20 protein-coding genes are annotated in these 17,934 nt (G+C 69.9%); 14 read left to right on the plus strand and 6 right to left on the minus strand.

Translation table 11 applies throughout. The annotated features are described in order from the left end of the window. Nucleotides 1–14: 14 nt before the first annotated feature. From C3E78_RS02705 to C3E78_RS02720, 4 genes are all read left to right on the plus strand, one after another. Nucleotides 15–425, plus strand: coding sequence for a helix-turn-helix domain-containing protein (locus C3E78_RS02705; RefSeq protein WP_108576864.1), 411 nt, complete (start codon nucleotides 15–17; stop codon nucleotides 423–425). After that, nucleotides 422–1,231, plus strand: coding sequence for a histone H1 (locus tag C3E78_RS18165; RefSeq protein ID WP_159085789.1), 810 nt, complete (start codon nucleotides 422–424; stop codon nucleotides 1,229–1,231). The genes C3E78_RS02705 and C3E78_RS18165 overlap by 4 nt, the downstream gene beginning before the upstream one ends. Nucleotides 1,232–1,300: 69 nt before the next feature. Then, nucleotides 1,301–1,564 carry a DUF2516 family protein gene (locus tag C3E78_RS02715; RefSeq protein ID WP_108576865.1) on the plus strand — a complete coding sequence of 88 codons (264 nt, stop codon included), beginning with the start codon at nucleotides 1,301–1,303 and terminating at the stop codon, nucleotides 1,562–1,564. Nucleotides 1,565–1,653: 89 nt separating this feature from the next. Continuing rightward, nucleotides 1,654–3,315 carry a BCCT family transporter gene (locus C3E78_RS02720; RefSeq protein ID WP_108576866.1) on the plus strand — a complete coding sequence of 554 codons (1,662 nt, stop codon included), beginning with the start codon at nucleotides 1,654–1,656 and terminating at the stop codon, nucleotides 3,313–3,315. A gap of 7 nt (nucleotides 3,316–3,322) precedes the next feature. On the opposite strand, the gene C3E78_RS02725 is transcribed toward C3E78_RS02720, so the two are convergent. Both C3E78_RS02725 and C3E78_RS02730 read right to left on the minus strand, forming a co-directional pair. After that, nucleotides 3,323–4,015 (minus strand): hypothetical protein, encoded by a 693-nt coding sequence (locus tag C3E78_RS02725; protein ID WP_135804911.1) that lies wholly within the window; start codon nucleotides 4,013–4,015, stop codon nucleotides 3,323–3,325. 76 nt (nucleotides 4,016–4,091) lie between these two features. Then, nucleotides 4,092–4,385 carry a hypothetical protein gene (locus tag C3E78_RS02730; RefSeq protein WP_108576868.1) on the minus strand — a complete coding sequence of 98 codons (294 nt, stop codon included), beginning with the start codon at nucleotides 4,383–4,385 and terminating at the stop codon, nucleotides 4,092–4,094. A 61-nt stretch (nucleotides 4,386–4,446) separates the two neighbouring features. On the opposite strand from C3E78_RS02730, the gene C3E78_RS02735 reads away from it, so the two are divergent. The 3 genes from C3E78_RS02735 to C3E78_RS02745 all read left to right on the plus strand — a co-directional run bounded on the left by C3E78_RS02735 (nucleotide 4,447) and on the right by C3E78_RS02745 (nucleotide 6,034). Beyond that, on the plus strand, nucleotides 4,447–5,070 hold the full coding sequence (locus C3E78_RS02735) for an alpha-ketoglutarate-dependent dioxygenase AlkB (RefSeq protein ID WP_108576869.1): 624 nt from the start codon (nucleotides 4,447–4,449) through the stop codon (nucleotides 5,068–5,070). A 44-nt stretch (nucleotides 5,071–5,114) separates the two neighbouring features. Further along, a complete protein-coding gene (locus C3E78_RS02740; RefSeq protein ID WP_135804912.1) occupies nucleotides 5,115–5,573 on the plus strand; it encodes a hypothetical protein in 459 nt (152 codons plus the stop codon). Nucleotides 5,574–5,767: 194 nt separating this feature from the next. Then, nucleotides 5,768–6,034 (plus strand): hypothetical protein, encoded by a 267-nt coding sequence (locus tag C3E78_RS02745; RefSeq protein ID WP_108576871.1) that lies wholly within the window; start codon nucleotides 5,768–5,770, stop codon nucleotides 6,032–6,034. A gap of 52 nt (nucleotides 6,035–6,086) precedes the next feature. Here the strand turns inward: C3E78_RS02745 and typA are convergent, their stop codons facing one another. Beyond that, entirely contained in the window at nucleotides 6,087–7,952 is a 1,866-nt protein-coding gene (gene typA, locus C3E78_RS02750) for a translational GTPase TypA (RefSeq protein ID WP_108576872.1), read from the minus strand. A gap of 172 nt (nucleotides 7,953–8,124) precedes the next feature. On the opposite strand from typA, the gene C3E78_RS02755 reads away from it, so the two are divergent. From C3E78_RS02755 to C3E78_RS02765, 3 genes are all read left to right on the plus strand, one after another. Further along, entirely contained in the window at nucleotides 8,125–8,595 is a 471-nt protein-coding gene (locus tag C3E78_RS02755) for a MarR family winged helix-turn-helix transcriptional regulator (protein ID WP_108576873.1), read from the plus strand. Then, on the plus strand, nucleotides 8,592–10,205 hold the full coding sequence (locus tag C3E78_RS02760; protein ID WP_108576874.1) for a DHA2 family efflux MFS transporter permease subunit: 1,614 nt from the start codon (nucleotides 8,592–8,594) through the stop codon (nucleotides 10,203–10,205). The genes C3E78_RS02755 and C3E78_RS02760 overlap by 4 nt, the downstream gene beginning before the upstream one ends. A 121-nt stretch (nucleotides 10,206–10,326) precedes the next feature. Further along, nucleotides 10,327–11,847 carry an acyl-CoA synthetase gene (locus C3E78_RS02765; protein WP_108576875.1) on the plus strand — a complete coding sequence of 507 codons (1,521 nt, stop codon included), beginning with the start codon at nucleotides 10,327–10,329 and terminating at the stop codon, nucleotides 11,845–11,847. Between the two features lie 6 nt (nucleotides 11,848–11,853). On the opposite strand, the gene C3E78_RS02770 is transcribed toward C3E78_RS02765, so the two are convergent. Further along, nucleotides 11,854–12,600 (minus strand): SDR family oxidoreductase, encoded by a 747-nt coding sequence (locus C3E78_RS02770; protein ID WP_108576876.1) that lies wholly within the window; start codon nucleotides 12,598–12,600, stop codon nucleotides 11,854–11,856. A gap of 89 nt (nucleotides 12,601–12,689) precedes the next feature. On the opposite strand from C3E78_RS02770, the gene mshA reads away from it, so the two are divergent. From mshA to C3E78_RS02790, 4 genes are read left to right on the plus strand one after another with little or no spacing between them, the layout of a single operon-like run. After that, nucleotides 12,690–13,943 carry a D-inositol-3-phosphate glycosyltransferase gene (gene mshA / locus C3E78_RS02775; protein ID WP_108576877.1) on the plus strand — a complete coding sequence of 418 codons (1,254 nt, stop codon included), beginning with the start codon at nucleotides 12,690–12,692 and terminating at the stop codon, nucleotides 13,941–13,943. Further along, the gene (locus C3E78_RS02780) at nucleotides 13,940–14,425 is read left to right on the plus strand and encodes a type III secretion system chaperone family protein (RefSeq protein WP_108576878.1); all 486 of its coding nucleotides are present in this window, start codon (nucleotides 13,940–13,942) and stop codon (nucleotides 14,423–14,425) included. The genes mshA and C3E78_RS02780 overlap by 4 nt, the downstream gene beginning before the upstream one ends. A 36-nt stretch (nucleotides 14,426–14,461) precedes the next feature. Then, a complete protein-coding gene (locus C3E78_RS02785) occupies nucleotides 14,462–15,127 on the plus strand; it encodes a DsbA family oxidoreductase (RefSeq protein ID WP_159085790.1) in 666 nt (221 codons plus the stop codon). Between the two features lie 26 nt (nucleotides 15,128–15,153). Next, a complete protein-coding gene (locus tag C3E78_RS02790; RefSeq protein ID WP_108576880.1) occupies nucleotides 15,154–15,897 on the plus strand; it encodes a phosphoglyceromutase in 744 nt (247 codons plus the stop codon). 148 nt (nucleotides 15,898–16,045) lie between these two features. Here C3E78_RS02790 and C3E78_RS02795 read toward each other — a convergent pair whose 3' ends face one another. Together C3E78_RS02795 and C3E78_RS02800 are read right to left on the minus strand one after the other, a co-directional pair. Then, nucleotides 16,046–16,726 carry a response regulator transcription factor gene (locus C3E78_RS02795; protein ID WP_108576881.1) on the minus strand — a complete coding sequence of 227 codons (681 nt, stop codon included), beginning with the start codon at nucleotides 16,724–16,726 and terminating at the stop codon, nucleotides 16,046–16,048. Next, nucleotides 16,723–17,868, minus strand: coding sequence for a sensor histidine kinase (locus C3E78_RS02800; protein ID WP_108576882.1), 1,146 nt, complete (start codon nucleotides 17,866–17,868; stop codon nucleotides 16,723–16,725). Before C3E78_RS02800 ends, C3E78_RS02795 begins: the two co-directional genes overlap by 4 nt. Between the last annotated feature and the right edge of the window lie 66 nt (nucleotides 17,869–17,934).

Below are 17,934 nucleotides of genomic sequence, written 5' to 3' on the forward strand. Positions count from 1 at the left end.
AGCACGATGGAGGCATGGCCAAGCTGAACGTGCAGAAGACCGTCGGAGGACTCGGCGACTACCTGCGCGAGCAACGAGGCCAGGCACAGATGTCGCTGCGACAGCTGGCCGAGCTCGCGGACGTCTCGAATCCGTACCTCAGCCAGATCGAGCGAGGCCTGCGCCGACCGTCGGCAGAAGTCCTGCAGCAGATCGCCAAGGCGCTCAGGATCTCGGCCGAGTCGCTCTACGTTCGCGCCGGCATCCTCGATGCCGACGACAGCGGAGCCCGGATGGTCGAGGACGCCATCGCCCTCGACCCTCGACTCACCGAGCGTCAGAAGACCGCGCTGCTCGACATCTACCGCTCCTTCGTCGGCACGGAGGAAGCGACCGACACCGAGCTGGCCGCCACAGTGACAGAAGCCAACCAGGAGGAAAAATGAGCATCACCGACACGATCACCACCCAGGTCAAGTCGCTCGTCGACGACGTCCGGGGCCTGCCCGACTCGTTCAAGAAGATCGACATCGCTGATCTGCAGAAGCAGGCCGAGGGCCTCGTGCAGACCGCCGTCGGCACCGCGACCGCGACGTACACGGACCTGGCCAAGCAGGCCGAGGGCTTCGTGGCGCTGGCCAAGGGCCTCACCGCGGACGACATCCGCAAGACCGTCGACAGCTCGGTCGAGGACGTCACGAAGACCGCCAAGGGTCTCGCCGACGAGGCGCAGAAGACCGCGTACGAGTACGTGACCGTCGCCAAGACGCAGGTCACCAAGGTGACGTCGAAGGCACCCACGACGGTCCGCAAGGCCGCCGAGACGGTCGACGCGACGGTCAAGAAGACGCCTGAGCCGGCCAAGAGGACGTCCTCCTCCGCCACCAAGAAGTCGTCCTCGACGACCTCCGCGGCCAAGAAGACGCCCGCCAAGAAGGCTCCGGCGAAGAAGGCGCCGGCGAAGAAGACTCCCGCTGCCAAGAAGGCTCCCGCTGCCAAGAAGGCTCCGGCCGCGAAGAAGACCACGTCGTCGACGACGTCGGCCTCCACCGGCGCGACGCCGGCGGCGAAGAAGGCTCCGGCTGCCAAGAAGGCGCCCGCCAAGAAGGCCCCGGCCGCGAAGAAGACCACCACCTCCTCGACGGCCTCGGCGTCCACCGGCGCGATGCCGGCGGCGAAGAAGGCCCCGGCCGCTCCGAGCAGCTCGAGCACCGGTTCCTCCTCGGACAGCAGCACCAGCACCAAGGCCTGATCACCGGCACGAACAGAGGCGGGTCCCCATGAGGGGGCCCGCCTCTCGTGCTGCCGGTAGCCTTCGACCATGTTCGAGCTGCAGGGTGGCCTGCTCATCGTGATCTCGTTGGCCCTGTTCGCCGCGAAGGGCTTCGCGCTGGTCGACTGCATCGCGCGCCGGTCCTCGGAGTTCTCGGTCCTTGACACGCTGCCCAAGCGCAGCTGGCTGATCATCCTCGGTCTGTCGCTGGCGGCCCACCTGATCTGGTGGGACCCGCTGCAGATCTTCAACCTGGTCGGGACCGTCGGCTCGCTCGTCTACCTGGCCCAGGTGCGCGGCTCCGCGCACTGAGTCGCGCCGGGGCCCCACCGTCACGTAGGGTCACACGGTTGCCGCGTGCGTCCTTGCCGCGGAGAAATCTATGGGTACCGGGAGATTTCATGAAACAGCCGTCCATGTCATGGCGTGAGCGCATCGACCCGCTCGTCTTCGGGGTGACCGCCGTCATCGCGATCGCCTTCGTCGTCTGGGGCATCGTCAGCACCTCCAGCCTCGGCTCCGCCTCCGGGCGCGCGCAGGACTGGGTCATCACCAACACCGGGTGGTTCTTCGTCCTGGCGTCCACGTTCTTCGTGATCTTCGTGATCTGGCTGGCGGTCAGCAAGTACGGCCGCATCCCCCTCGGCGACGACGGCGAGGAGCCGGAGTTCCGCACGGTCTCCTGGATCGCGATGATGTTCAGCGCGGGCATGGGCATCGGGCTGATGTTCTGGGGCGTCGCCGAGCCGCTGTCCCACTACGCGTCCCCGCCGCCGGGCACGAGCGAGGCCGAGTCGAACGAGGCCATGCAGACCGCCATGGCGACCACGATGTTCCACTGGGCGTTGCATCCGTGGGCCATCTACGCCGTGGTGGGGATTGCCATCGCGTACGGCACGTTCCGCAAGGGCCGCAAGCAGCTCATCTCCTCGGCCTTCCAGCCGCTCATCGGTCGCCGGCGTGCCGAGGGACCGATCGGACGGGTCATCGACGTCCTGGCGATCTTCGCGACCCTCTTCGGCTCGGCCGCCTCGCTGGGCCTGGGAGCGCTGCAGATCGGCAGCGGCCTCGAGTACAACGGGTGGGTCGACAACGCCGGCAAGGTCATCCTCGTCGTCATCATCGTGGTGCTCACGGTCGCGTTCATCGCTTCGGCCGTCTCCGGTGTCGCGAAGGGCATCCAGTGGCTGTCCAACATCAACATGGTCCTGGCGCTCGTCCTGGCCCTGTTCGTCTTCGTCGCGGGGCCGACGCTGCTGATCCTCAACCTGCTGCCGACGGCGCTGGGCGACTACGCCTCGCAGATGACCGAGATGGCGTCCCGGACGGCAGCGAGTGGCGACGACGCGATGAAGGACTGGCTCGCGGGGTGGACGATCTTCTACTGGGCCTGGTGGGTCTCGTGGACCCCGTTCGTCGGCATGTTCATCGCGCGCATCAGCCGCGGCCGCACGATCCGGCAGTTCGTCACCGGTGTCCTTCTCGTGCCCTCGCTCGTGAGCCTCGTCTGGTTCGCGATCTTCGGCGGCACGGCGATCGACATCCAGCGCAAGACCGGGGACCTGGTCGGCAAGGCCGGTGCCGTCGACACCGATTCCGCGTTGTTCGCAGTCCTCGACCACCTGCCGATCGCCTCGGTCTCGACGGTGCTGGTGATGATCCTGGTGGGCATCTTCTTCGTCTCGGGGGCCGACGCCGCGTCGGTCGTCATGGGCACGCTGAGCGAGAAGGGCTCGCTCGAGCCGTCCCGGCGCACCGTGGTGTTCTGGGGCTCGGTCATGGCCGGGGTCGCGGCGATCATGCTGGTCGTCGGAGGCGATGACGCCCTCACCGGCCTCCAGCAGGTCACGATCGTCGCCGCGGTGCCCTTCGTGCTCGTGATGGTGGCCCTGTGCGCGTCGCTGTACAAGGACCTGCAGAGCGACCCGATGGTGGTGCGGGGCCACATCGGCCGCAAGATGGTCGAGACCGCCGTCGTCACGGGCGTCGAGGAGCACGACGGCGAGTTCGTCCTGGTCGTCGAGCGGGCCGAGGACATCGACGAGGACGACATCAGGGGCTGACGACCGGCTAGTCCTCGGGGCCGTCCTCGGGCCGGCCGGCGTCGCGTGCGGCGTCGCGGTCGGCGTCCTTCTGGCGGCGCCTGTCGAGCTCGCGCAGGGCGACGACGACCGCGATGACGACGGGCAGCCAGTACCTCTGCTGCGCCAGGACGGCGTCCAGCCAGCCGGGCAGGTCGGGCCAGGACAGCCCGAGGCGGCCGAGCCAGGCGAAGGGGTCGAGCTGGCGGAGCCACCGGGGCGGCTCGATGGCCGGCAGGTCTGGCGAGGGGAGCCACGACAGGTCGAGGCGTGGCAGCAGCCCTCCGAAGAAGGCGGCGAGCAGCGCCCCGACGCCCACGGCGCCGAGGAGGATCTCCCCGAGCGCCTGGGCCACCCGGCGGAGCACGAACAGCGTCGGGTGCTCCCGTGCCAGTGCCTCACGCCGCGCGGCCCGGGACCCCGGCGGCGGGACGAGCGGGGTCCGGCGAGGGCTGCCCTTCTCGTTCCCGGCCGGTTCGAGCCGGTGGACCGCCGTGATCGTGCTGCGCGGCCCCCACTGCACCTCGAACGTCGTCCCGCCGTGGCTCAGCTGGCCCCGACCCAGGAACCCTGTCGTCCGGCGATCGACCTCGCTGCCGTCGGCGAGGAGCAGCGCCTCCCGGTCGTCCCCGCCCGGGACCACGTCGTACGCGGTGCCGCCCACGCGAAGCGTCCATCCCATGCCCTCGATCGTCGTCGCTGGAGCGGGCGGCGTGCATCGTCCGGACGTCCAGCCCGGGCGTCCGAAAGTATGAGGGTCAGCGTGGACGCACGCGGTGGAGCCAGCGCGTGATGATGACGCGCAGTCCCGACAGGTCGTCGTCGGGATGGACGTCCGGGTGGGTCGCGCGCACCGCGCGGTGGGCGTGGACGAGACCGACCAGCCAGCGGGCGACGTCGGGGACGTGGAGCTCGCTGTCGATGTCGTGGACCTCCATCGCGCCGGCGATCAGGGGGACGAAGGCGTCCTCGGTGTCGGCACCCACCGGCAGGGACACGTCGGTGGCGAGGCGGTCGACGAGGTCGAGCAGCCGGTCCCAGGCGGATTCCATGGCCCGAGCCTAGTGGGCCACAGGGCTAGAACATGTGTTCGACAGGGCGTACGCTCGAGGGGTGACCGACTACTACCAGGGATCGCTGCTCGACGCCGGCGTGGCGCCGGAGATCCAGCCGCTGGCACCTGAGCGCACCGTGCTGTCGAACGGTGCCTGGGTCGACGTCCGGCCCGGCTGGATCAGCGGCTCCGACGACGTCTTCCTGCCCCTGCAGACCGAGGTCCCGTGGCGCGCCGACAGCCGCGAGATGTACGACCGGGTGGTCGACGTCCCGCGCCTGCTCGCGCACTACGGCGTCGGTGCCACCCTGCCGCACCCGCTGCTGCTGACCGCACGGGAGATGCTGTCCGACCACTACGAGCCAGAGCTCGGGGAGCGGTTCGCCACGGCGGGTCTCTGCTACTACCGCGACGGGCGCGACAGCGTGGCCTGGCACGGTGACCGCATCGGCCGGGGCCGATCGGGCGACACCATGGTCGCGATCGTCTCCCTCGGTGCGGCTCGCCGGCTCTCCCTGCGTCCGCGCGGCGGCGGCCCGCAGATCGGCTTCGCCCTGGGTCACGGCGACCTCGTCGTGATGGGCGGCTCGTGCCAGCGCACCTGGGACCACGCGATCCTCAAGACCGCCCGCCCGGTCGGCCCGCGCATCAGCGTCCAGTTCCGCCCCCGCGGCGTCCTCTGACCCCGGTCCGTGGTCATCGGACACGGCACCCCGGGTCGGCTAGTGTGTCGACCCGTGAGGATCGGGATGCTGGAAGCGAGTTCGGCGGGTGGTGCTTCGGCCGCCAGGGAGGCGCCCACCGGGTCCACGACGACGTGGTCGTCAGCCCCGACGGCAACGGCTCGGTCCGACTCGACGGGACGATCGGCGACTACCCGGCGTTCGAGGCGTACCAGGACCGGCCCGACGGCAGCACCTCCATCCTGGCGCAGGACGCCGCCGACAACGAGGGAAGGTTCGGTCCGCTGATCGAGCTGCCCCAGAACCACGAGGTCGGCGACGGCCCGGGGTCCGACAACGTGAAGCAGTTCGGTGTGCTGGGACGCCCGATCAGCGGCAACCTGTACGAGTACTCGCCCCCTCCTCCGGGTGCGGAGCTGGGTCCCGTTGACGACCCGACGGACGTCGACCCGCACGATCCGTTCGGTCGGGATCCGTCGGCAGATGGTCTGGTGGAGATGTGAGCGACGTCGTGGAGGGTGCCACGTCCTGGGCGGTGGCGACCTGGACGGTGCCGGCCGCAGTGGTGGCATGGCTCGTGGCGGCGCTCGGGGTCGGGCTGGTCGTGCCGGGGCGGGCCGCGGACTCGGGGCGCCGGACTCGGTCTGCTGTACGCCGGTCTCGCCTGCACGCTGACAGCGATCGTCGTGGTGGTGCAGTGAGCACCCGCCTGCACGGCCCCAGCAGCCCCGTCGCGGCCGTGATCGCGCTGCTCGTACGGGCGTCTCCGCTGGTGCTAGGCGTCGACGCGACCGCGTGGTGGGTCGTGGCCGTGGGCGGACCGGTCGTGGCCGGGGTGGCGCTGCTGCCCTTCGCCGGGCGCCCCCGGCACATCGGCGCCGGGCTGCTGGCCGGCGCGCTCACCTACCCGCTGGTGATTGTGATGCTGGTCGTGGTCGCGGCGGTCGCCGACCTCGGCACATGACAACGGCGGGGGCGGTGACCTGGTGGTCACCGCCCCCGCCGCGGGGGTCTGGCTACTTCTTGCCGCGGTTGGCGCGGTTGCGCTCCGTGGCGTCCAGGATGATCTTGCGGATGCGGACGCTCGCCGGGGTGACCTCGACGCACTCGTCCTCGCGGCAGAACTCCAGGCACTGCTCGAGCGACAGCTTGCGCGGCGGCACGAGCTTCTCGAACTCGTCGGCGTTGGAGCGGACGTTGGTCTGCTTCTTCTCACGGACGATGTTGATGTCCATGTCGTCGGCGCGCGAGTTCTCGCCGACGATCATGCCCTCGTACACCTCGGTGCCCGGCTCGATGAACAGCGTGCCGCGCTCCTGGATGTTCGTCATCGCGTATGACGTCGCAGCGCCGGCGCGGTCGGAGACGAGCGAGCCGGAGGGGCGGGTCGAGATCTCGCCGGCCCACGGCTCGTAGCTCTCGAACGTCTGGTGCGCGATGCCGGTGCCGCGGGTGTCGGTCAGGAACTCGGTGCGGAAGCCGATCAGGCCACGTGCCGGGACGATGAACTCCATGCGGACCCAGCCGGTGCCGTGGTTGATCATCTGCTCCATGCGACCGCGGCGGACCGCGAGCAGCTGGGTGATCGCGCCGAGGTACTCCTCGGGGGCGTCGATCGTCAGGCGCTCCATCGGCTCGTGGATCTTGCCGTCGATCTCCTGCGTCACGACCTGCGGCTTGCCGACCGTCAGCTCGTAGCCCTCGCGACGCATCTGCTCGACCAGGATGGCCAGCGCGAGCTCGCCACGACCCTGGACCTCCCACGCGTCGGGACGATCGGTCTCGACGACCTTCAGCGACACGTTGCCGATGAGCTCGCGGTCGAGGCGGTCCTTGACGAGGCGGGCGGTGACCTTCGTGCCCTTCTCGCGTCCGGCGAGCGGCGACGTGTTGGTGCCGATCGTCATCGAGATGGCGGGCTGGTCGACCGTGATCAGCGGCAGGGCGACCGGGTTCTCCGGATCGGCCAGCGTCTCACCGATCATGATGTCCGGGATGCCAGCGATCGCGACGATGTCGCCGGGGCCGGCGCTCTCGCCGGGGACGCGCTCGAGCTCCTTGGTGACCAGCAGCTCGGTGATCTTGACCTTGTCGACAGTTCCGTCGACCTTCATCCACGCGACCTGGGAGCCCTTCTTGAGGGTGCCCTCCTTCACGCGGACGAGGGCCAGACGGCCGAGGAACGGCGAGGCGTCCAGGTTGGTGACGTGGGCCTGCAGCGGCGCGCCCTCGGTGTACTCGGGGGCCGGGACGGCCTCCATGATGGTCTGGAACAGCGGGATGAGGTTCTCGCTGTCGGGCAGTCCACCGTCTTCGGGCTTGTTGAGCGAGGCGCGACCGGCGCGAGCGGAGGCGTAGACGACGGGGAAGTCGAGGGCGTCCTCGCTGGCACCGTCCTCGAGCAGGTCGAGGAACAGCTCGTACGTCTCGTCGACGATCTCGCTGATGCGCGAGTCGGGGCGGTCGACCTTGTTGACGACCAGGACGACCGGCATCTTGGCGGCGAGCGCCTTGCGCAGCACGAAGCGGGTCTGGGGGAGCGGGCCCTCGGAGGCGTCGACCAGCAGGATCACGGCGTCGACCATGGACAGGCCGCGCTCGACCTCGCCACCGAAGTCGGCGTGGCCGGGGGTGTCGATGATGTTGATCGTCACGCCACCCTCGGGGGCACCGGGGCCGTTGTAGCGGACAGCGGTGTTCTTCGCGAGGATCGTGATGCCCTTCTCGCGTTCCAGATCTCCGGAGTCCATGGCACGCTCGGCGAGCAGGTGGTGCTCGTCGAAGTGCCCCTGCTGCTGGAGCATGGCGTCAACCAGGGTGGTCTTGCCGTGGTCGACGTGGGCGACAATTGCGACGTTGCGCAGGTCGGAGCGAATCGGCATGCGAAAAAAAATCCTAAGCGTGGGGAATGCTCACCAAAGTCGGAGCCTTCCTATTCTACGCGCGGCATCCCCACTGGGACGAATCGCGGTACGTGACGAGACTCTCGCCGGTCATTGCGCCGTCACAAAGATTTCATTTGATCAATAGTTGCGACATAGTTAACATCCTCGGGTGACCACCACACCGGACGAGCTCTACGGCGCACTGGAGGACTTCGTGATGCGCCTGATGAACCTCGCCGAGTCCGACGGCATGGACGCCTTGGTGGACCTCGATCTGTCGTTCTCGCAGGCACGTACGTTGTTCCTGCTGGCCAAGACCGCGGAGCCCATGTCGATCCACGCGATCGCCACGCAGCTCGGCCTGTCGGACGCCGCCGCCGGTCGCAACGTCGAGCAGCTGCTGAAGCTCGACGTCGTCGAACGGCGGGAGAGCCCCGAGGACCGGCGGGTCAAGCTCGTCTCGCTCACGCCGGTCGGTGAGAAGCTCGCCGTCAGCCACGTCGACGCCAAGCGCGACTCCATCAAGGCCTTCACGGCCGCCCTTCCCCCCGAACAGCGCGACGACCTTCATCGCGTCCTGTCCGACGTCCTCGCGAGCGGCACCCTCCGCCCGCGGAAGAACCAGGAGCACTGCCTATGACCACCCGATCCGAACCCTTGTCGGACGACGACAGGATCACTCCCGAGCTGCTCAAGATCGCCGGCGTCGTCGTCCTCGGCGCGATCATGTCGATCCTCGACGTCACGGTCGTCAACGTCGCGCTGCCGACGTTCCAGACCGAGCTGGCGCCGGGCGACGAGCCGCTCGCCTACTCGACCGTCGCGTGGACCGCGACGGCCTACATGCTCGCGCTGGCGGCGGTCATCCCGCTGACCGGCTGGGCCGCCGACCGCTTCGGCACCAAGCGCCTCTACATGACCGCCATCGCGCTGTTCACGATCGGCTCGCTGCTGTGCGCGACGGCGTGGAACATCGAGGCCCTCATCGGCTTCCGCGTCCTGCAGGGACTCGGCGGCGGCATGCTGATGCCGCTCGGCATGACGATCATGACCAAGGCCGCCGGCCCGCACCGCATGGGCCGCCTGATGGCGATCCTCGGTGTCCCGATGCTGCTGGGCCCGATCCTCGGCCCGATCATCGGTGGTGTCCTCATCGACGCCGCGTCGTGGCACTGGGTGTTCCTCATCAACCTGCCCATCGGCCTGATCGGTCTCGCGTACGCCGCCCGGGTGCTGCCCAAGGACGCCCCCGAGCCCAGCGAGTCGCTCGACGTGACCGGCATGATCCTGCTGTCGCCGGGTCTCGCCGCGCTGCTGTACGGCGTCTCCTCGATCCCCGAGGAGGGCACCGTCCTGGCGGTGAAGGTCCTGGCCCCGGCCATCATCGGACTCGCGCTGATCATCGGATTCGTGTTCTGGTCGTTCAAGCCCAAGCACCCGCTGCTCGACCTGCGCCTGTTCAAGGACCGCAACCTGACGCTGTCGGTCATCACGATGTTCCTGTTCGCGTCGGCGTTCTTCGGCGCGCTGCTGCTGGTCCCGACCTACTTCCAGCAGGTCGACGGCTACTCGGTGAAGAAGGCCGGCCTGCTGATCGCGGCGCAGGGCATCGGCGCGATGCTGACGATGCCGATCGCGGGTGCGCTGAGCGACCGGATCCCGGTCGGGCGCATCGTCCCGTTCGGCTTCCTCGGCATCCTGATCGGCCTGTTCGGCGTGGCCCAGAGCACCGACCCCGGCACGTCCGACTGGACCATCATGGCCTGGCTGTTCGTGACCGGCCTCGGCATGGGCGCGACGATGATGCCGCTGTTCACCTCGGCGCTGAAGACTCTCAAGGCCGCTGACGTGGCCCGCGGGTCGACGCTGCTCAACGTGACGCAGCAGGTGGCCAGCGCCGTCGGCATCGCGACGATCTCGGTCGTGCTGACCAACGCCATGAAGAGCGGCGACGTCATCGCCGGCTCGGACAAGCTCCCCGGCGTCGACGAGGGCCTGACGCCCGCGCAGCTCGCCGCGGGATCGCACACCGAGCAGGGGGCCGGCGTCGTCGACATGCTGAAGGTGCCCGGTTCGGTCCTGCAGCAGGGCTTCCAGGACCTGGCCGACGCGTTCTCGACGTCGTACTGGGTCGCCTTCGCGGTGCTGCTCGTGACGCTCGTCCCGGTCGCGTTCCTGCCGCGCAAGCGCCAGGAGTCGCACCTCCTCGACGACGAGGACGGCGCGACGCCGCCGATCATGATGCACTGATCGACCGTTCCCTCGACGAAGCCCCCACCGGTACCCGGTGGGGGCTTCGTCGTCCCGCGACCCCGCGATCGCCCTACGGTGGGGATGCCGGCGGCCGACCGTGCCGCCCCCAGGAGGTCGTATGTCCGCCAGCACCCGGTCCAGCACCGTCGACGGCACGCTCCGGCGGAGCGCCGCCCGGCACCCGGACCGCACGGCCCTGTTGTTCGGCGACCGCTCGTGGACGTACGCCGAGCTGGACGCCGCGGTCAGCCGGGCCGCGCAGGTCCTGCTCGACCTCGGCCTGGACCGGGGCGCCCGGGTCGCGACGTACGGACGCAACTCCGACGCGTACCTGCTGGCCTACCTCGGCTGCGCGCGCGCCGGCCTGGTGCACGTGCCGATCAACTACGCGCTGACGGGCGACGAGCTGTCCTACCTCGTGGAGGACTCCGGCAGCACCGCCGTGCTCGTCGACCCGTCGCTGCGTCCCGCGCTCGACGCCGCGAATCTTCAGGTCGGGACCGTCCTGGACCTGCGCGACACGGACGACTCGCTGATGGCCCGGGCGTCCGAGGGGCCGGTCCCCGTGATCGACGTGGCGGTGGCCGACACCGATCTCGTGCAGCTGCTCTACACGTCGGGCACGACGTCCAGGCCCAAGGGCGCCATGATGACGCACCGCGCCCTGGTGCACGAGTACCTCTCGGCGATCGTGGCCCTCGACCTCTCCGCCTCGGACGAGCCGCTGCACCCCATGCCGCTGTACCACTCGGCCGGCATGCACGTGTTCCTCCTGCCGTACCTGGCCGTCGGCGCGACGAACCACCTGATGGAGGCCCCCGACATCCCCGAGATCCTGCGGCTCGTGGAGGAACGCCGGCTGCGGTCGCTGTTCCTCGCGCCGACGGTGTGGGTCCCGCTGTCGCAGCACCCGGACTTCGAGACCCGCGACCTGGGCAGCCTGCGCAAGGCGTTCTACGGGGCGTCGATCATGCCGCAGCCCGTGCTGCAGCGACTGCAGGAGGCGCTGCCCGAGCTCGGCGTGTGGAACTGCTTCGGCCAGTCCGAGATCGGCCCGCTCGCCACGGTGCTGCGGCCCGAGGAGCACGCGGAGCGGGCCGAGTCGTGCGGCCGGGCCGTCCTGTTCGTCGAGATCCGGGTCGTCGACGAGAGCGGGGCGGACGTCCCGCCGGGGGAGCCCGGCGAGGTCGTCTACCGCTCACCGCAGCTGTGCGAGGGGTACTGGGGCAAGCCCGAGGAGACGGCGGCCGCGTTCCGCGACGGCTGGTTCCACTCCGGGGACCTGGTCCGGGTCGACGAGCAGGGCTACCTCACGGTCGTCGACCGCATCAAGGACGTCATCAACACCGGTGGCGTGCTGGTCGCGTCGCGGGAGGTCGAGGACGTCCTCTACACGCATCCCGCGGTCGCGGAGGTGGCCGTGATCGGCACGCCCGACGAGCGCTGGATCGAGGCGGTGACCGCGGTCGTGGTCACCAAGGCCCCGGTGACTCCCGAGGAGCTGATCGCCCACGCGAAGCGGAGCCTCGCGGGGTTCAAGGTGCCCAAGAGCGTCCACGTGGTCGACGAGCTGCCCCGCAACCAGTCGGGCAAGCTGCTCAAGCGGGTGCTCCGCGACGACCTGGAGCGTACGGACTGACGGCGGTCAGCCCGAGCGGTCGACCTTGTGCTGCGCGGCCTGCGCGATGGGCTTGAGCACCATGAGGTCGACGTTGACGTGCTGCGGGCGGGTGGCGACCCACACGATCGCGTCCGCGATGTCCTCGGCGACGAGCGGCTCACGGACGCCCGCGTACACGGAGGCTGCCTTGTCGGCGTCGCCGCCGAACCGCTTGAGGGCGAACTCGTCGGTCCGCACCATGCCGGGCGCGATCTCGGTGACCCGGACGGGCTGGCCGTTGAGCTCGAGCCGCAGCGTCTCGGTCATGGCCGTGACGCCGTGCTTGGCCGCGGTGTAGCCGCCGCCCCCCTCGTACGTGATGTGGCCGGCCGTCGACCCGAGGTTGACCAGGGTGCCCGCACCGCTCGCGACGAGCGCAGGCAGCAGCGCGCGGGTGACCAGCAGCGTGCCGATGACGTTGACCTCGTACATCCGGCGCCAGTCGTCGGGGTCGGACGCCGCGACGGGGTCGGTGCCGATCGCTCCGCCGGCGTTGTTGAGCAGGAGGTCCAGCGTGGGGCCGACCGCCTCGGCGAGGGCGGCGACCTGCGCCTCGTCGGTGACGTCGCAGGTCACGGCGGTGCCGCCGATCTCGGCGGCGAGCGCCTCGATGCGCTCGGTGCGACGGGCGACGCAGAAGACGTGGAATCCGGCGGCGGACAGGGATCGGGCGGTGGCGGCACCGATGCCGCTGCTGGCTCCGGTCACGACGGCTGTGGGCATGGAGCCCATCGTGGCAGACCGGTCGAGCCGCGTGGGACACCACTGCGGGTGGCGGGCCGTGGGGTGGATGGGACGATGGATCTGAAAGGCGGGTGCACATGCTCCAGCGAATTGCGATGCTCTCGGCGCACACCTCGCCGCTCGAGCAGCCCGGAGACGGGGACGCCGGCGGCATGAACGTGTACGTGATCGAGCTGTCCCGACAGCTCGCCGCCCGCGGCATCGAGGTCGAGATCTTCACCCGCGCGACGTCCCGTCACCAGCCGGCCGTGCACGTCCCCGAGCCCGGCATCACGGTCCACCACGTGGCGGCCGGCCCGTTCGAGGGACTGGAGAAGAACGACCTGCCGTCCCAGCTGTGCTCGTTCGTCCGAGACGTGCTGCGCGCCGAGGTCGAGAACGAGCCGGGGCACTTCGACCTCGTCCACTCGCACTACTGGCTGTCGGGCCAGGTCGGCACCGTCGCGCGGGAGCGGTGGAACGTGCCGCTCGTGCACACGATGCACACGATGGCGAAGGTCAAGAACGCGATGCTGGCCGAGGGGGACGCCGCCGAGCCGATCGGCCGCATCCGCGGTGAGGAGGAGATCGTCCGGCTGGCCGACCGCCTCATCGCCAACACCGCGGAGGAGCGCCGCGAGCTCATCGAGCTGTACGACGCCGATCCCGAGCGTGTGGCGGTCGTCCATCCCGGCGTCGACGTCCAGGTGTTCAGCCCCGGTCGCCAGGCCGAGGCGCGCCGCCGTCTGGGCGTCCCGGACGACGCCGCACTCGTGCTGTTCGCGGGACGCATCCAGCCGCTCAAGGCGCCCGACGTCGTGCTGAAGGCCGCCGCGGTCATGCTGGAGCGCGACCCCGCGCTGCGGGAGCGGCTCGCGGTCGTCGTCGTCGGCGGAGCGTCCGGATCGGGTCTCCAGCACCCCACGGCGCTGGCGGACCTCGGCGTCGAGCTGGGTCTCGACGACGTCGTGCAGTTCGTCCCGACGGTCGGCCAGCGCGAGCTCGCCGACTGGTACGCCGCCGCGTCCGTGGTCTGCGTCCCCTCCCACAACGAGTCGTTCGGTCTCGTCGCGATCGAGGCCCAGGCCTGCGGCACGCCCGTCGTGGCCGCCCGGGTCGGCGGCCTGACGACGGCCGTCGCTGACGGTGTGACCGGCGTGCTCATCGACGGGCACGACCCCGCTGACTACGCCACGGCCCTGCACCGGCTGCTGACCGACCCCGACCTGCGGGAGGCGATGAGCCAGAAGGCCGTCCGTCACGCCGAGGGATTCGGCTGGGACGTCACGGCGGACCGTACGCTCGCGGTGTACGACCAGGCCGTCACGACCCACAGGGAGTCCCTCGTATGACCGACACCGCAGTCCGCGACACCATCGTCGAGACGCTGGACGCGTCCGAGCTCGTCTACACCGAGCACCGGCCGGGGACGTTCGAGGTCACCCTGCCCGGCGAGCGGAAGCTGCAGACGACGTGCCGGCTCGAGGTCGGCAAGCACTCCCTCGGGATCCACGCGTTCGTCGCCCGCAACCCCGACGAGAACCACCAGGTCGTCTACCGGTGGCTGCTCGAGCGCAACCTCAAGATGTTCGGCGTCGCGTTCGCGGTGGACGCCGCCGGCGACATCTACCTCGACGGCCGCCTGCCTCTCAGTGCCGTCACGGCCGACGAGCTCGACCGGGTGCTGGGCGCCGTGCTGACGTACGCCGACGAGTCGTTCAACACGATCCTCGAGCTCGGGTTCGCCTCGTCCATCCGCAAGGAGTGGGAGTGGCGCGAGTCGCGCGGGGAGTCCACGCGCAACCTCGACGCGTTCAAGCACCTCAAGCCCTAGGCGTGCCCGCGCCGCGACTCGCGTAGCGTGGGCCCCGTGAAGGTCATCGTTTTCGCCGACGTGACGGACCCGTGGGCCTACATCGGATCGACGCGCTTCGAGCGCGCCGCCGCGATGTTCTCGATCCTGACGGGGGAGCCCGTCGAGCTCACCTACCGGGCGTTCCAGGTCGAGCCCGACGTGCCGAGCGACGGCCGCCTGCTCCTCGACGCGCTCGAGGAGAGGCTCGGGGACCGCGACAAGGTCGACCTCGTCAACGCGCAGGTCACCGCGGCCGCCCGCATCACGGGGATCGACCTCAACTTCGAGGAGGCGATCGAGGCCAACTCCTTCGACGCGTGGCGGTTGCTCACCTGGGCCGACGAGTCCGGCCCCGGCTTCCAGCGCGACCTCGCCCACCAGCTGTGGCGCGGTCACTTCCTGGAGGGCGCCGACATCGGTGACCCCTTCGCACTGGCCACCCGCGCGGCCCTCGTGGGACTGGACCTGGAGACCGCCGAGGCGCTCCTCGCCAGCACCGAGTACGCCGAGGAGGTCCGCAAGCAGGTCGAGACGGGCAAGGCGCTGGGCATCGTCCAGCTGCCGTACGTCGTGGTCGAGCAGCAGTGGACGCTCGCGGGCATCCAGTCGCAGAACGACTACGTGCAGGCGCTGCACCAGATCTACACGGACTGGAAAGGGACCGACCCGTCGCCCGAATGAGGGGATGACGCAATAGGCTCGGAGGCATGAGCACTCTGATCCTCCTGCGCCACGGTCACAGCGAGTGGAACGCCAAGAACCTCTTCACCGGCTGGGTCGACGTCGACCTCAACGAGCAGGGCGTCGAGGAGGCCGGCAAGGGCGCCACCATGCTGGCCGACGCAGGCCTGCTGCCCGACGTCTCGCACACGTCCCTGCTGCGCCGCGCGATCCGCACCTCGCAGATCGTGCTCGACGGCGTCGACCGCCACTGGATCCCGGTCAAGCGGTCCTGGCGGCTCAACGAGCGGCACTACGGTGCGCTGCAGGGCAAGGACAAGAAGGCGACCCTCGAGCAGTACGGCGAGGAGCAGTTCATGACGTGGCGTCGCTCGTACGACGTCCCGCCGCCGCCGCTCGCCGACGACGACGAGTTCAGCCAGGCCGAGGACCCGCGCTACGCGGCCCTGCCCGACGAGCTCCTGCCGCGCACGGAGTGCCTGGCCGACGTCCTGGACCGGATGCTGCCGTACTGGTACGACTCGATCGTGCCGGACCTGCTCGATCACCGGACGGTGCTCGTCACGGCGCACGGCAACTCGTTGCGCGCGCTCGTCAAGCACCTCGACGGCCTGAGCGAGGAAGCCGTCGTGGGCCTCAACATCCCCACCGGCATCCCGCTCGTCTACGACCTCGACGCCGACCTCAAGCCCACCGTGAAGGGCGGGCAGTACCTCGACCCGGCCGCGGCCGAGGCAGCGATCGCCGCGGTCGCCAACCAGGGACGCTGAACGCCGACGGGAGAGTTGCGCCCGCCGACGGGAGGGTTGCGCCCGCCGAGGGGAGAGTTGCGGAGTAGATCGTCGGCGCCAACTCTCCCCTCACGGGACGGGAGTCTCCCCTCACCGGACGGGGGTCTCCCCTCACCGGGCGGTGGGGCTAGGAGTCGTACTTGTAGCCCAGGCCCCGCACCGTCGTGAGGGTCGTGGGGTTCGCCGGATCGGGCTCGATCTTGGCGCGCAGGCGCTTGACGTGGACGTCGAGGGTCTTGGTGTCGCCGACGTAGTCCGCGCCCCAGACCCGGTCGATGAGTTGGCCGCGGGTGAGCACGCGTCCGGGGTTGCGCAGGAAGTACTCCAGCAGCTCGAACTCCTTGAGCGGGAACTTCGCGACCTCGCCGTCGATCGTGACGAGGTGACGGTCGACGTCCATGCGCACCCGTCCTGCCTCGAGGGACGCGTGGTCGTCGACGTCGTCGGTCATCCCGCGGCGCAGCACCGCGCGGATGCGCGCCACGAGCTCGCGCGGTGAGTACGGCTTGGTGACGTAGTCGTCGGCGCCGAGCTCGAGCCCGACGACCTTGTCCACCTCGGTGTCCTTGGCGCTGACCATGATGATCGGGACGGACGAGACCTGGCGCAGCGCGCGGCAGACCTCGGTGCCGGACAGTCCCGGCAGCATGAGGTCGAGCAGGACGATGTCCGCCCCGCCGCGGTCGAACTCGGTCAGCGCGTCGGGCCCGGTCTCCGCGATGGCGACGTCGAACCCCTCCTTGCGCAGGACGTACGACAGCGCCTCGCTGTAGCTCGCCTCGTCCTCGACGACCAGTACCTTCGTCACGCCTGCTCCTCTTCGGTGTCTTCGATGTCGTGGTGGTGGGCGGGCAGCACGAGGGTGAACGACGAGCCGAGACCAGGCTCGCTCCACACCTCGACGGACCCGCCGTTGCTGGCGGCGACGTGCTTGACGATCGACAGGCCAAGACCCGTGCCGCCGGTGGCGCGCGCTCGTGCGGGATCGACGCGGTAGAACCGCTCGAAGATCCGGTCGAGCTCCTCGCCGGGGATGCCGATGCCGTTGTCGGTCACGGTCAGCCGGACGTCCTGGCCGTCCCGCTGTGCGCTGACCGTGACCCGTGAGCCCTCCGGGCTGTACGTCACGGCGTTCTCCACCAGGTTGCTGACCGCGGCGTGCAGCTGGGCCCGGTCGCCGTGGACGAACAGGTCGGGCTCGACGGACGCGACGATGTCGATGTCCTTGTGCTCGGCGTCGGTCGCGGAGTGCTCGCAGGCCTCGCTCACCAGCTCGCCGACCTTGACCGTCGTCGCCTCGTCGCTGAGGACGTCGTTCTGCAGACGGGACAGGTCGATGATCTGCTGCACGAGGCGGGTCAGGCGCTCGCTCTCGAGGTGCATGCGGCTGGAGAAGCGCACGACGGCGTCCGGGTCGTCCTTGGCCTCGCCGACCGCCTCGGCCAGCAGGTTCAGGGCGCCGACGGGGGTCTTGAGCTCGTGGCTGACGTTCGCGACGAAGTCGCGGCGGATCGACTCGACCCGCTGCTCGCGCGTGCGGTCGTCGGCGAGGACGAGGATGAGCCGGGACGTCAGGGGAGCGACCCTCGCATGGATGTGGGCGGTCGTGCCGCGCCGGGGCTGGAGCGAGATGTCGGCCTCGCGGACCTGGCCGTCGCGACGCACCTGCCGCACCAGGCTCATCAGCTCCGCGGGCTCGAGCCGGTCGTCGTTGATGATCCCCATCGCGAACGCGGGCGCGGAGGCCTGGACGACGGTGTCGGACGAGTCGATCAGGACCGCGGAGGACGACAGCACCGACAGCACCAGCTCTGCGCCGGGCGGAACCACGGGGGTCGGCTCGTTCACCGTCTGTTGCTGCCTTTCGCTGAAGCGCCATAGGTACGTGATCATGGCGCCGATGACCGCGCCGATCGCTCCGGCGATCGCCACTCCCGCGCTGGTGTCCACACCATGAGGATAGGGGCGCCCCCGCAAGGAACCGCACCGCGGACGCGGGTGCGACGGGCCTTTCCG

Source organism: Aeromicrobium chenweiae (assembly GCF_003065605.1).
Classification (GTDB): Bacteria; Actinomycetota; Actinomycetes; order Propionibacteriales; family Nocardioidaceae; genus Aeromicrobium; species Aeromicrobium chenweiae.